Below are 12,218 nucleotides of genomic sequence, written 5' to 3'. Positions count from 1 at the left end.
CCATTAAGTTGAGCAATGTGAATGCGATAATGTACATGTAAAACAGTTAGTTAAATGTAATTCTACTAATTCGTAATGCGAAGGTCGTAGGTTCGACTCCTATTATCGGCACCATTAAAATCAAATTCTTACGTAAGATCTTATCATTCTCCCACCAAAAAATTATTTTCATGTAACAGCTGGTGTAAGTAAATTCTATCAACGAAGATCAATCTTATCTACTGACCAAAAAGGCCTGATAGGGCTTCGCTCACTATACATCCGTGGCTGCAGGTTTAGTTGTCCATGTCTACACCACTCCTAAATTTAATGTGTTGGCAATGTGTTCAATAAAGCTCGAACAAATTAGCTCATTATGATCGGTTAATACTTCAACTTCTGGTTGCATGATTGTTTGTCCGTAAAAAGATAACGCGCCCGCCGGGTAGTAGCAGGCGCATTACGCAATAGGTAAACAAGGGAGGAAGTTCAGAAATGTAAATCGGGAAGGTTGTACGCAATGTTCATCGTACTACGTTGTTACGGCTTTGCCGCAACAAGCCAGTTGCCTGCCGCGCTCGCAGAATGTCTACAGCCCGGAGATAAGGAGATTGTTCCTGCCAGCTAAATCCCTTCCTGTCTATACGAACCAGCTCGTATTTTTCTACCAGAAAATTCACGGCATCGGCTAGGGTGATACCGGCATCGATGTGTTCCTTAATCACAGCCTCATTGCAGAATGGCGTGTCGTTTATTGTCAGACCATAGTGCTGTTCCAGCAGACGTGTCAGTAACATTTGCCAGACAGCCACGGGTGACAGGCAGGGCTTCACCGCCCGCTGAGTTGTTGCAGGTAAAGTTTTCATGTTTGCTCTCGTGAAGGTAATTAACGCTGAGTGGGGTAAATGGCGATGTATACGTAGCCGCAACTGCCAAGGGTGTCGGCTTCGCAGGTTAAATCGTTGTGGTACAGGGTAACGCAGTGGGCATGGTGGGTGCTGAGTTCACCAGTGGTCAGCATCGATTCCATCTGGCGGATAAAGTGCGGGAATGTTTCATCCAGCTTCCGGTATTCGATGTCACTGAACTTGCCGGTCATGCTGGCCCGGTCAGCCAGATAATGCAGTCGGTTGCCTTCCTGCACCAGACGGGCTCCCAGACGTGGCGTGATATCACGCTGCAGACCCCATGTGATTTTGCTCATTGATAACCTCTTTATTGTCAGTTCAGGGTGATGCTCATCAGGCAGGCATAAGGCCCCTCGCGGTCCTGGCGGCGTTCGGCGTATACCGCCAGGACTCCTGTGATATCCGGAACGTCCCTGCCGGTGTAATGGCAGACGCTACCGTGCCACTGGTATTTGCCGGTGCAGAAACGAAAGATTCGGGACTCAGGATGCTGGCGGTATATCGTCATTGCCCGGCGTTTACTGATAATTTTCATGTAATACCTCACAGCAGACCGTGTTCTGCGAACGAATAGATTTGCCTGCCGCCGACAATCAGATGGTCAGGGACACGGATATCCACCAGTTGAAGTACCTGAACCAGTCGCTGCGTGAGGGCTTTGTCAGCCTGGCTGGGCGTCGTCTCGCCGGAAGGATGGTTATGCGCCAGTATTACCGCTGCCGCGTTGAAGTACAGAGCGCGCTTGACCACCTCGCGGGGATGTACCTCGGTACTGCTAATAGAACCGGCAAACAGGGTTTCGTGGGCAATCAACTGGTTCTGCTGGTTCAGATACAGCACCCGGAACTCTTCCCGTTCAAGCGCGGCCATATGCAGCCGCAACCACTCCCGGACGGCATGAGTGGAGGTGAAGGCTACCCCAGGCTCATGCAGGTGCCGCTCCAGAGCCCTGAGCGCCCGCTGAATGAGACGCCGGTCCTGTGGCGTTATCTCGCCGGGTAAAAAGGAAAGCTGTTTCATTCGTTGCTCCTCCGGTCAGTCAATGATACGCAAAATGGCGTGGGCTTCAGAATGCTGCAGGGCATAGTCCCGCAGGCGGTAATAGTGCGCGGTCATTGCGTCACACTCTGTACGGCAGGCGTGATGGCTGTATTCAATCAGGCAGACAGCAATGCCTGCGGCTTCAGCACTCATGTCCGCGCCATTGCCGTTCATACCGTTGAACAGATGCCATTTATCGTCAACGTCAGCATCAGGGGCCATAAACGCGCCGCCATTGCTGAGCGTGTAAAAGGACCAGATACCACTGTTGTACTCGTCACAGAAGCGGTCCATCCAGGCGAAAATGCGGGGTTCCAGCGTTATCCATTGTGGGATAGAGCCAAAGTACTGCGGCCAGAAGCAGATACGCTGTTCGTCGGGTATCTGCGTTACGGTCAGTTCAAATTCGGATTCGTTAGCAGCAGATGCGAGGTTGTTTTTTGTCGCTGTTGTCATGGGTATGTCTCCGTCAATAAAAAAACGCCAGCGGCGACGGCTGGCGTATGCGGTAATAATGAGTGTTCGGGAAGATTAAATGTTGCTGGTAAATCATGCGGAGCCAGCAGATGGATACGTCCGTACAGATGCCTGGCTTGCGGGTATAGCGGTTAAGACCTTCACCGGCATCCGGTTCAAAGTTCCATGCCTGCCCTAGTCGTCTTCAATGTTAACGCCGGTGATACTGGCAGGAACTAATGGCCCTGCTGCGCAATCAGCCGATACCCACTACGGTAGGTCATAAAGCGATTAGTGAAACGACTTCAAACCTTCAGAATTATTCATTACTCCCCCCCTGAAAAATAATAAAAAAGCGGCAGAATCGTGAGATTCTGCCGTTAGTTGTGTATGTTCAGAGGAATGATATATATCTGAATATTTTTATAATGCTGATAGGCCGTTTTGTGCCAAAAGCAGAAGCTGGTAATTCGTGTCTAATATACTTCACTTAACGTATATCCCAGCTCTGGTACAGAATATGCAAATTAAATACCCAAGAAGTGGCAGGCTGATTAACAAAGAACTCCTTCGATTATAGGATGATTTGTATCGGCACTCATCACACCATGTGCTCGATTCACGCCGCATAGTCAGTTGAATTTTGCTACTCTGTAAGAGGTGGTAAGCATTATCCAATACGGATTTAAATCAATGGAATAAATGATTATGAGTGAAAATGAAACAATCCCAAAGAAGTGTCACAGCCAGATTAACAAAGCTGTATTCTTTACATCTGCTTTGTTAATTTTTCTTCTTGTCGCTTTTGCCGCTGCATTCCCGGATGTTGCTGACAAAAATTTCAAACTACTTCAGCAACAAATCTTCACGAATGCAAGCTGGTTCTACATCCTTGCTGTGGCCCTGATTTTATTGAGTGTCACGTTTCTGGGACTCTCACGCTACGGTGATATCAAGCTGGGTCCGGACCATGCGCAACCTGATTTCAGCTATCACTCCTGGTTTGCGATGCTTTTTTCGGCAGGGATGGGGATCGGCCTGATGTTCTTTGGCGTTGCTGAACCGGTGATGCATTATCTCTCACCTCCCGTTGGCGCCCCAGAGACTGTTGCGGCAGCGAAGGAAGCAATGCGGCTGACCTTCTTCCACTGGGGTCTGCATGCCTGGGCAATCTATGCCATTGTAGCGCTGATTCTGGCCTTTTTCAGTTACCGCCACGGTCTACCTTTAACGCTGCGTTCTGCACTCTATCCCATTATTGGCGATCGCATATACGGACCTATAGGCCATGCGGTTGATATTTTTGCCGTTATAGGTACGGTCTTTGGCGTTGCAACATCGCTGGGTTACGGTGTTTTGCAGGTGAATGCCGGTTTGAACCACCTATTCGGGGTGCCCATTAATGAAACGGTGCAGGTCATTCTGATCGTGGCCATCACGGGGTTAGCGACGATTTCTGTGGTGACCGGCCTAGACAAGGGAATACGTATCCTGTCTGAGCTCAATTTGGGCCTCGCGTTGTTGCTCCTGGCGCTGGTCCTGTGTCTGGGGCCAACTGTGCTTCTGCTGAAGTCATTTGTGGAAAATACCGGCGGTTATCTTTCGGAACTGGTGAGTAAAACGTTCAATCTTTACGCATATGAACCTAAGTCGAGCAACTGGCTGGGGGGCTGGACATTACTGTACTGGGGATGGTGGCTTTCATGGTCGCCATTTGTGGGGATGTTTATCGCACGGGTCTCACGCGGCCGAACCATTCGCGAATTTGTCACCGGCGTGCTGTTTGTTCCGGCCGGCTTTACGCTCATGTGGATGACGGTGTTTGGTAACAGCGCAATCTATCTCATTATGAACCAGGGGGCGACCGATCTCGCCAATACCGTCCAACAGGATGTCTCGCTGGCCTTGTTCAATTTCCTGGAGCATTTCCCGTTCTCCTCCGTGCTGTCATTTATTGCAATGGCTATGGTCATCGTCTTCTTTGTCACATCTGCTGACTCGGGGGCAATGGTTGTAGATACTCTGGCATCAGGTGGGGTGGCAAACACACCCGTCTGGCAGCGAATCTTCTGGGCATCGCTCATGGGAGTTGTTGCAATTGCGCTTCTCCTTGCGGGAGGGCTGAGCGCGCTGCAAACGGTGACAATAGCAAGTGCATTACCCTTCTCCGTGATCTTGCTGATATCCATATACGGGCTGTTAAAAGCCCTGCGTCGAGATTTGACTAAGCGTGAAAGCCTGAGCATGGCGACTATTGCTCCTACGGCTGCACGTAACCCAATTCCCTGGCAGAGAAGGTTACGCAATATCGCGTATCTGCCGAAACGATCTCTTGTGAAACGTTTTATGGACGACATTATCCAGCCTGCCATGACGCTGGTTCAGGAAGAACTGAACAAGCAGGGGACGATAAGCCACATTAGTGACGCAGCCGACGATCGTATTCGTCTTGAAGTGGATTTGGGCAACGAGCTGAATTTTATATATGAAGTGAGGCTTCGCGGGTATAGCTCACCCACCTTCGCGCTCGCCGCAATGGATAATGATGAGCAGCAGACTGACCAACATCGATATTATCGCGCTGAGGTTTATCTCAAAGAAGGCGGTCAAAATTATGATGTGATGGGCTGGAATCAGGAACAGTTGATTAATGACATACTGGACCAGTACGAAAAACACCTGCACTTCCTGCACCTGGTTCGTTGATAGCAAAATGCCGTCCTAGGGGGCGGCAATTATTTATCCCGACCGCAATACGAGGGAATGCAGAATGATTTCACGCTGGCAATGGATTCTGAAGCAAACATTTAAGAAACTCTGGTTCAGAGCTACGTTATTCGCAATTGTCGCGATAATAACGGCTCTTTTATCTATTCTTTTTAAATCAATGATTCCTGAGTCGGTTTCAGTGAAGGTTGGTGCGGAAGCAGTTGATAACATTCTGAACATACTGGCATCGAGTATGCTGGCAGTGACCACATTTTCGCTGAGTATCATGGTCACAGCCTACGGTTCAGCCACTACTAATGTTACTCCCAGAGCAACGCGTTTAGTTGTGGAAGACGTAACCACACAAAATGTACTGGCCACCTTCATTGGTTCCTTTCTCTTCAGTCTGGTAGGAATTATTGCCCTCAATATGGGAGCCTACGGAGAAAGGGGAAGAGTCATTTTATTCATTGTCACACTCGTTGTCATTGCCCTCATCCTCATCACATTGCTTCGTTGGATACAGCATTTGACCTCTCTGGGGAGGGTCGGTGAGACAACAGCAAAAGTAGAACAGGCTGCCATCGAAACATTTATTGCGAGAGCCAGAAATCCCTGTCTCGGCGGATATCCATGGCTTGAGAGCTATGAACAGCCGAAAGGAACGGTTGCAGTTTATCCGAAGAAGATTGGCTATGTTGAATATATTGATATGGAGAAACTCAGCAAGCTGCTGGCCAATGATCCTCGTCATGTATACCTTGTGGCGCAACCAGGCAGTTTCATTCATCCGTCCATGCCAGCTTTGTACCTGAGTCAGGGCCAGGAGTCATCAATCTGCGCCGATTTACTTGAGACGATCATTGTCTCGGATGTGCGTTCATTTGCTCAGGATCCCCGATTTTGTCTTAGCGTCATGGCCGAAATAGCCTGCAGAGCCCTTTCACCCGCAGTGAACGATCCTGGAACCGCAATCGATGTCATTGGCAGAGGTGTTCGTATACTTTCTGCTTACGCGCAGAATAAGTCTCATGAAATTGAAGTGACCTATCCTTCAGTACACGTTGCGCCACTTCAGAACAACGATCTCCTGGAAGACTTTTTCTCACCTGTCGCACGCGATGGTGCCAGTATGAGAGAGATTCAGATAAGAGTGCTCAAAGGGCTATCTATGCTGAGTACGGGTTGGCCTGAGATGTTTGCTGATGCCGCGCACACTCTGGCAATTGAAACATTAGAGCATGCAAATCGCGCTGACCATATAGACTCCGATAGAGAATTCATAAAATCAATTTATTTTGATTTGTTTTTTGATGAAAACGCTAATAAGCAATCATAGTTGTGGAGCAAGCGATTTGGTTGCTAGCGAGACAAGAACAAAGCGTCTGCATGAGAATGGGCGTCTGCTTTGTATTAGAAGAGAACATACTGAGTCTTCATCACTTTTGCAGCAGGCTTTATCTCTACGTAAGACATCGCCTACAATCAAATATTTCGGTTTAATACCAGGAGAACACTAAATGTAGAAATTATGTCTACTCAGTTCGGAACAGACTACTGTTTTTTTATTCCGTAGCTGAGACCATCATATTTCCTCCAGCAAAGGAGATAAAAATGGAAAAATTATTTACCCCGTTTCAGACCGGTGATACTGACCTGGTAAACCGCGTCGTTATGGCCCCCATGACCCGCTCACGGGCAATGACTAGTGATACCGCTGATGAACTGACCGCAAAATATTATCAGCTGCGTGAATCCGTATGGGGCAAACCGGAGGTCGTCCGTGACGGGCTCAGGGATCTGGTTCGCCGCACGGGCGCAGATGAAATTATGGTGAACTCATGGCAAGGCACTCGTCTTTGCCGCTCTTCAGAAATAATGCTGAGTATTCTACCGGAAAGGCAAAAGGATCATTTACCAAAGATAATGACGAGAAAGTCATTGACGAAGCGGGGAAGGGGTTAAGTCATCAATCCATATCAAAATATCAGACGCCTGTTTACGCTATGCGGGCGTCCGCTTTTCGCTCACAGCGGACCTTCAATCCAGTAAGTATGTCGGCTTCGTGCTATGAGTCCAGCGATTATTGCAAGAATCGAAATACGCTAACCAACTGGGATCGGGGTACGTCGGCAATCGAAGCTGCAGGCAGGTAGCTCCTGCAGCCAGTATTGTTAACATTTCAACAGCAGCACTCTGCTTCTTTTTCACTACATTCTTCACAAATTCTGCAAGAGCAGAAGTCCTCAAGGTTATTGCACTGGCTACATTTTTTGCAGGTACAGTCCGACTCTTTCTCGTCACAGTTCTCACAAGTTCCACAAGTACATGCACTCATCATGTGTGCACACTTATCACAAATTTTATCCATAGTTTCTCTCAACCGCTAAATAAACAATCTCAACATAACACGTGATTATTTTATCATTGCTATATAGTCAACTAAAAGTAAGCGTACAGCGAGAACCGTATTGACGGGAACGGGTTATTCAGTTGGCAGGGTTATTCGCCAGGGTAACAGTTCGCTGACCTGATTGACCGGCCAGTCAGCTATGACGTTGAGCACATGACAGAGATACCTCTCTGGCTCCACGCCGTTCAGTTTGCACGTCCCGATCAGGCTGTACAGCAGTGCTCCGCGCTCACCACCGTGGTCAGAGCCGAAGAACAAGAAGTTTTTGCGGCCCAGGCTGACCGTCCGCAGCGCATTTTCAGCGATATTGTTATCGGCTTCAGCCCAGCCATCGTCTGCATAGTACGTCAGTGCTGGCCACTGGTTCAGTGCGTACGCGAACGCCTTCGCCAGCTCTGAGTGTCGCGACAGCGTTTTCATCTTTTCACGCAGCCAGCTTTCCAGGGATTTCAGTCGCGGTTTAGCTTTCTGCTGACGCTCACCAAGACGCTGCTCTGCCGGCATTCCCCGTATTTCAGCCTCGATAGCATACAGTTCGCCTATCCGTTTCAGGGCTTCCTCCGTCAGCACTGATGGAGTACGAACGTGCACATCATGGATCTTGCGGCGGGCGTGAGCCCAGCAGGCTGCTTCAGTTATCTGTCCATTGCGGTACAGCTCGTTGAACCCGGCGTACGCATCCGCCTGCAGAACACCGCTGAAGCCCGCAAGATGGCTCTGCGGATGGATGCCTTTTCTGTCCGGGCTGTAAGCGAACCACACGGCCGGCGCCAGCGCTGACCCGGCGTTGCGGTCGTCGCGAACGTACGTCCACAACCGCCCGGTCTTCGTCTTTTTATTACCTGGTAACAGTACCGGGACGGGCGTGTCATCGGCGTGGAGTTTGCCACCCATCAGGACATAGTCCTGAAGCGCCTCTTCCAGCGGCGACAGTAGCCGGCAGCATGCATCCACCCAGCCCGACAGCAGTGAGCGACTCAGTTCCACGCCCTGGCGGCCGTATATTTCAGACTGGCGGTACAGTGGTGTGTGCTCTGCATACTTTGAGGTCAGCACGCGGGCCAGCAACCCCGGGCCGGCGATACCCCGCTCAATGGGCCGTGAAGGCGCCGCTGCCTGCACGATCGCATCGCACTGAGTACAGGCATGTTTTTCACGTACTGTCCGGATAACCCGGAAGGCGCTGCGCATCAGCTCCAGCTGTTCGGCGGCATCTTCACCCAGGTAACTCAGCGAACCACCGCACTCCGGGCAACAGGATTCTGCCGGAAGCATACGCTTTTCATCACGCGGGAGTGATTCGGGGAACGGTCTGCGGGTGCGGGTCTGACGCAGCGAGCGCTGCACTTCCGGGTCATCCACACGACCGGTCAGCGTATCGCTTTCTTTCTGAAGCACCTTCAGGTCAGCTTCCATCTGTGCGATACGACGGGATACTTTTTCGGAACGGCTGCCGAAGTTCATCCGGCGGAGTTTATCCAGCTGCGCCTGCAGGTGGTCTATTTCGCGCTCACGGTCGGCCAGCTTTTCCAGCAGGGCGCGGTTCAGCGCTTCCTGTTCGGCAAGCCGCTGTTTCAGCAGAAGGATTTCGTCAGAAGAGGTGTCGTTCATAAGCCCGTATTTTACCAGGCTTATTCAGCAACAACCAGGATAAAGAGGCCTACAACATGGTCAGAGATGTCAGCAACCGTTTAGGTTGTCGCCAGTCGATGCCTTCCATCAGCATCGCCAGCTGGGCCGGGGTCAGGAACACTTTGCCATCACGGGCAGAGGGCCAGGCGAAGCGACCACGCTCCAGCCGTTTGGTCAGCAGGCACAGCCCGTCGCCGGTGGACCACAGCAGTTTGACCTGGTTGCCGCTGCGACCCCGGAAGATGAAGACGTGGCCGGACATCGGATCGTCTTTCAGCGCCGTCTGTACTTTTGCGGCAAGACCGTTGAAGCCATTTCTCATATCAGTGGTACCGGCAACCAGCCAGATTTTGGTACCTGTTGGTAACGGGATCATCGCTTCAGCTCCTGTATCAGCAGAGCCAGGAACTTTTCGCTGACAGTGCCGTTGAGGCGGAGCGTCCCGTGCCGGAACGTTATCTCACAGCTGATACTGAGGGCTTCCGGGCTCTCAGTGGGCGGCTCTGGCTGTACGTCAGCGGCATCGAGAGTCACAGGAAGTAGCTGCGGGTTCTCTGAAGAAGGTAATAGCAGCTTTCCCTCGCGCCATTGTTGGCGCCATTTGAACAGCAGATTGGCGTTAATGCCATTTTCAAGCGCCAGTTTTGAGATGGATGTTCCTGGTTCGCAGGAGGCAGCAACGAGTTGTTGCTTAAACTCAGGAGAATAATTAGGGCAGCCTTTTCGCCTGCCGGGAGTCACATTTTTCTGCATATCTGACACTTTGGTTCCCACTACTTATTTGGTGGACACCACTTTGTCGGATGCTTCGGATTATGACCAGACGGTTCACGCTGTACGCTTACAACTAAAACTGGCCACTGCGCTCATTATTCGGAAGTGCCTGGACTAATCGGTGGAAATAAAAAATGAAAAAAATAAACCCTGACTGCTCCTGGCAGTCAGGTATGTTGTTATGGATGGAAAGCACAACTGTCACTCGTTAGTGCAGTCTGCTAATGTTGGCAGTGCCTTCGTAGCGTTCGTCAGGTCAACGCTGAAGGTCCCCGCTTTGCGGTCATTGACGTAGACGTCGAACTGCCTGGCCTTACGGATATCCATGATGAAACTAAACCAGGCATTATCCCCGTTACGCCAGCCAAGGGTTGAGGGAATGGCGTATTGCTTATGGGGCCCATCACCACTGTGATGTCGGTACTGTCATCATGCGAGCTGATCGTTTTATCCCCTGCGAGGGTCAGAAAAACCGATTGCTGGTAAATACCGTTCTGGTCCGGATTTTCCGTGCAGTTGATGGTAAACATCTTTCCGCTGCTATCCGTCACACTGTATTCCGCATTGCCCTGACCGTACCCCTGTTGCCAGAGTCCCGAAACCGCAGAGGCATTGAAGCTGACAAGCAGCACGCCAGCGAGCATGAGCCGACTTAAAGAATTTATTTTCATTTCTGTCTCCTTTGTCTTTGTATTTATTCCCGGTTATCAGGATTTGAGGGTATCAGCAGCCGTCCCATCAGTTTGCCGTCATGGGAATATTCAAGGAAACGCTCCCGGGTGCGCGGGGCCGTTTTCTCGTGGTATTCCAGGCTGATGTTGTCGGCAATACACAGCGCATTCATCAGCGGCTGCACGGTTTTCTCCTCCATATCCACGAGGTAGTAGTAACAGCCACCCTCGCAGCCATCGGGCGACTGACGGGTACGTAAGACCTGCATAGTGGGACCAGAAAGAGCAATCTGCGACCACTCTTCCCTGACATCATCCTGACGGCTCACCACATCGCTGAAGCGCGGAGGCGTGAGGTCCTTAAATTTACTGATAGCTTTCAGGTCATCACTCCTGTCATCGCAAGCGCTCAGAAACAGAGTGGAGGCAACCAGCGCCAGTAGAGGTAGTGTTTTACGTTTCATTATTTTTTCCTGAAATCAGACGAACCACTTTGGTAAAGACATAAATCCCCACGAAAATACCCACCGGCACGCCGACGAACGGCGTCAGCGCGACACTGGCAGCACCGGCTGCGCCACCTCCCGTCAGTAGTGCGGCAACGGTTGCAAGTGTCAGGGCCGTGAGGCTGTCGGACACTCCAGTTTTGTTCAGAATGATGGCGATGATAACAATGGCGATAATGGCAATAACAGGCACTGGGCTCCTCCCTGTTGCCGGGTTGATAACAACGCCTGCGCTATTCCGGTGGGCTGTCAGCCGGAACAAACGTAAGCAGTGAATGCTGGATAAAGCGAAAATGGGGTAAGGCCTGAATGAAGACCGGGTCTTCAGTCAGGCGGCACAGACTGTCATTCCGGCGAAAAGTCTCCTGCAAAGGCTGAATCAGATGGATTTCATCAAGTGTGAATAAGGCGATATGCCCTTCGTGTTCAGCCACCAGATACCAGGTCTGCTGGTGGATGAGTAACCGGCAGGGAGCCAGGCGCTCACAGCGTCGCCCCTCCGCAATCAGCGTCACCCGCCTGCGCCCGGTAATGGCCTGAATCAGTCTCCAGAAAGACAATGCTCCTGAAGGCGAAGGCACCGGATTGGCTGGTGCTATCATGCAGGGAGACTCATCGCACATCAGCAGAGCATTCACCAGACGGCGGTCAAGGCCGGGAAAAAGCCCGGCCAGCCCGCTGCGGTGGGCAAAGATAAGCACGTCGGGCACCATCTGCATCTCGCTGCCAGCAGTGCGTAAGCGGCAGTATCCGGATTGATACTCCAGGTCCAGATACATCAGCCGCTCACGAAAATCACGCCGCAGCGTGCGCACCGACACACCAAACTCAGCGGCCAGTTTGCGCACACTCAACGTTTCACCCGCCACCAGACGGCTGATTATCAGTGACAGCCTGACAGCCAGCCGGTCATGGCGGCGTTCTGCCTGTGTCATGAGAGGTTCTCCAGGAAAGTTAACTGACTGAAAATGATGTGATTACTTTAAAGAGGGGGGCGGACAGGGTATGGACAACGCAGAAACTATTTTTTATTTCTGCAAAAGCCAGATGTAATGGGGGTTAAAGGCTATAACCGGAGGATTGAGGCACACGAGCACATAGCGATGCGGACAGGTGGTGTCCGATATTA

General features: G+C 51.0%; 13 protein-coding genes and 3 pseudogenes. 3 read left to right on the top strand and 13 right to left on the bottom strand.

Annotation, left to right across the window (positions count from 1 at the left end):
• Positions 1-503 precede the first annotated feature (503 nt).
• The 6 genes and pseudogenes from ykfI to H7R56_RS27935 all read right to left on the bottom strand — a co-directional run.
• On the bottom strand, positions 504-845 hold the full coding sequence (ykfI, locus tag H7R56_RS19335; protein ID WP_003031349.1) for a type IV toxin-antitoxin system toxin YkfI: 342 nt from the start codon (positions 843-845) through the stop codon (positions 504-506).
• 20 nt (positions 846-865) lie between these two features.
• Positions 866-1,183 (bottom strand): type IV toxin-antitoxin system YeeU family antitoxin, encoded by a 318-nt coding sequence (locus H7R56_RS19330; RefSeq protein ID WP_003031347.1) that lies wholly within the window; start codon positions 1,181-1,183, stop codon positions 866-868.
• Between the two features lie 17 nt (positions 1,184-1,200).
• Entirely contained in the window at positions 1,201-1,422 is a 222-nt protein-coding gene (locus H7R56_RS19325; protein WP_003031346.1) for a DUF987 domain-containing protein, read from the bottom strand.
• Between the two features lie 8 nt (positions 1,423-1,430).
• Complete coding sequence (locus tag H7R56_RS19320) at positions 1,431-1,907, bottom strand: JAB domain-containing protein (protein ID WP_003031345.1); 477 nt, start codon at positions 1,905-1,907, stop codon at positions 1,431-1,433.
• Positions 1,908-1,922: 15 nt separating this feature from the next.
• Entirely contained in the window at positions 1,923-2,384 is a 462-nt protein-coding gene (locus H7R56_RS19315) for an antirestriction protein (RefSeq protein WP_003031344.1), read from the bottom strand.
• Positions 2,385-2,496: 112 nt separating this feature from the next.
• Positions 2,497-2,589, bottom strand: a pseudogene (locus H7R56_RS27935) (DUF905 family protein); the annotation flags it as partial.
• Between the two features lie 503 nt (positions 2,590-3,092).
• Here H7R56_RS27935 and H7R56_RS19305 point away from each other — a divergent pair.
• The 3 genes and pseudogenes from H7R56_RS19305 to H7R56_RS27930 form a co-directional block, all read left to right on the top strand.
• On the top strand, positions 3,093-5,090 hold the full coding sequence (locus H7R56_RS19305) for a BCCT family transporter (RefSeq protein ID WP_032939120.1): 1,998 nt from the start codon (positions 3,093-3,095) through the stop codon (positions 5,088-5,090).
• Positions 5,091-5,154: 64 nt separating this feature from the next.
• A complete protein-coding gene (locus H7R56_RS19300) occupies positions 5,155-6,432 on the top strand; it encodes a DUF2254 domain-containing protein (RefSeq protein WP_003036928.1) in 1,278 nt (425 codons plus the stop codon).
• 275 nt (positions 6,433-6,707) lie between these two features.
• Positions 6,708-6,851 (top strand): annotated as a pseudogene (locus tag H7R56_RS27930) (morphinone reductase); the annotation flags it as partial.
• Between the two features lie 727 nt (positions 6,852-7,578).
• On the opposite strand, the gene tnpC reads toward H7R56_RS27930, so the two are convergent.
• The 7 genes and pseudogenes from tnpC to H7R56_RS19260 all read right to left on the bottom strand — a co-directional run bounded on the left by tnpC (position 7,579) and on the right by H7R56_RS19260 (position 12,024).
• Positions 7,579-9,117 (bottom strand): IS66 family transposase, encoded by a 1,539-nt coding sequence (gene tnpC / locus H7R56_RS19290; RefSeq protein WP_003843773.1) that lies wholly within the window; start codon positions 9,115-9,117, stop codon positions 7,579-7,581.
• Positions 9,118-9,166: 49 nt separating this feature from the next.
• Positions 9,167-9,514: an IS66 family insertion sequence element accessory protein TnpB gene (gene tnpB / locus H7R56_RS19285; protein ID WP_003843771.1), complete on the bottom strand. Its 348-nt coding sequence runs from the start codon at positions 9,512-9,514 to the stop codon at positions 9,167-9,169.
• Positions 9,511-9,891 (bottom strand): IS66-like element accessory protein TnpA, encoded by a 381-nt coding sequence (tnpA, locus tag H7R56_RS19280; protein ID WP_032939119.1) that lies wholly within the window; start codon positions 9,889-9,891, stop codon positions 9,511-9,513. Before tnpA ends, tnpB begins: the two co-directional genes overlap by 4 nt.
• A 222-nt stretch (positions 9,892-10,113) precedes the next feature.
• Positions 10,114-10,583, bottom strand: a pseudogene (gene yfjT, locus H7R56_RS19275) (protein YfjT).
• A 23-nt stretch (positions 10,584-10,606) separates the two neighbouring features.
• Positions 10,607-11,047 (bottom strand): YfjS/YafY family lipoprotein, encoded by a 441-nt coding sequence (locus H7R56_RS19270; protein ID WP_106930872.1) that lies wholly within the window; start codon positions 11,045-11,047, stop codon positions 10,607-10,609.
• Positions 11,037-11,282, bottom strand: a complete 246-nt coding sequence (ypjK, locus tag H7R56_RS19265; protein ID WP_106930874.1) for a protein YpjK — start codon at positions 11,280-11,282, stop codon at positions 11,037-11,039. The genes H7R56_RS19270 and ypjK overlap by 11 nt, the downstream gene beginning before the upstream one ends.
• 40 nt (positions 11,283-11,322) lie before the next feature.
• Positions 11,323-12,024 carry a DeoR family transcriptional regulator gene (locus H7R56_RS19260; RefSeq protein ID WP_003847795.1) on the bottom strand — a complete coding sequence of 234 codons (702 nt, stop codon included), beginning with the start codon at positions 12,022-12,024 and terminating at the stop codon, positions 11,323-11,325.
• Positions 12,025-12,218: the final 194 nt, after the last annotated feature.

Source organism: Klebsiella sp. WP3-W18-ESBL-02 (assembly GCF_014168815.1).
Lineage (GTDB): Bacteria > Pseudomonadota > Gammaproteobacteria > Enterobacterales > Enterobacteriaceae > Kluyvera > Kluyvera ascorbata_B.
This window is presented reverse-complemented; position numbering and strand designations above follow the sequence as displayed.

Excerpts from the sequence above, each read along its gene's own strand:
- ykfI (WP_003031349.1), bottom strand. The coding sequence starts at position 845 with ATGAAAACTTTACCTGCAACAACTCAGCGGGCGGTGAAGCCCTGCCTG.
- H7R56_RS19330 (WP_003031347.1), bottom strand. The coding sequence starts at position 1,183 with ATGAGCAAAATCACATGGGGTCTGCAGCGTGATATCACGCCACGTCTG.
- H7R56_RS19305 (WP_032939120.1), top strand. The coding sequence starts at position 3,093 with ATGAGTGAAAATGAAACAATCCCAAAGAAGTGTCACAGCCAGATTAAC.
- tnpC (WP_003843773.1), bottom strand. The coding sequence starts at position 9,117 with ATGAACGACACCTCTTCTGACGAAATCCTTCTGCTGAAACAGCGGCTT.
- H7R56_RS19260 (WP_003847795.1), bottom strand. The coding sequence starts at position 12,024 with ATGACACAGGCAGAACGCCGCCATGACCGGCTGGCTGTCAGGCTGTCA.
- tnpB (WP_003843771.1), bottom strand. The coding sequence starts at position 9,514 with ATGATCCCGTTACCAACAGGTACCAAAATCTGGCTGGTTGCCGGTACC.
- H7R56_RS19270 (WP_106930872.1), bottom strand. The coding sequence starts at position 11,047 with ATGAAACGTAAAACACTACCTCTACTGGCGCTGGTTGCCTCCACTCTG.
- tnpA (WP_032939119.1), bottom strand. The coding sequence starts at position 9,891 with ATGCAGAAAAATGTGACTCCCGGCAGGCGAAAAGGCTGCCCTAATTAT.
- H7R56_RS19300 (WP_003036928.1), top strand. The coding sequence starts at position 5,155 with ATGATTTCACGCTGGCAATGGATTCTGAAGCAAACATTTAAGAAACTC.
- H7R56_RS19315 (WP_003031344.1), bottom strand. The coding sequence starts at position 2,384 with ATGACAACAGCGACAAAAAACAACCTCGCATCTGCTGCTAACGAATCC.
- H7R56_RS19320 (WP_003031345.1), bottom strand. The coding sequence starts at position 1,907 with ATGAAACAGCTTTCCTTTTTACCCGGCGAGATAACGCCACAGGACCGG.
- H7R56_RS19325 (WP_003031346.1), bottom strand. The coding sequence starts at position 1,422 with ATGAAAATTATCAGTAAACGCCGGGCAATGACGATATACCGCCAGCAT.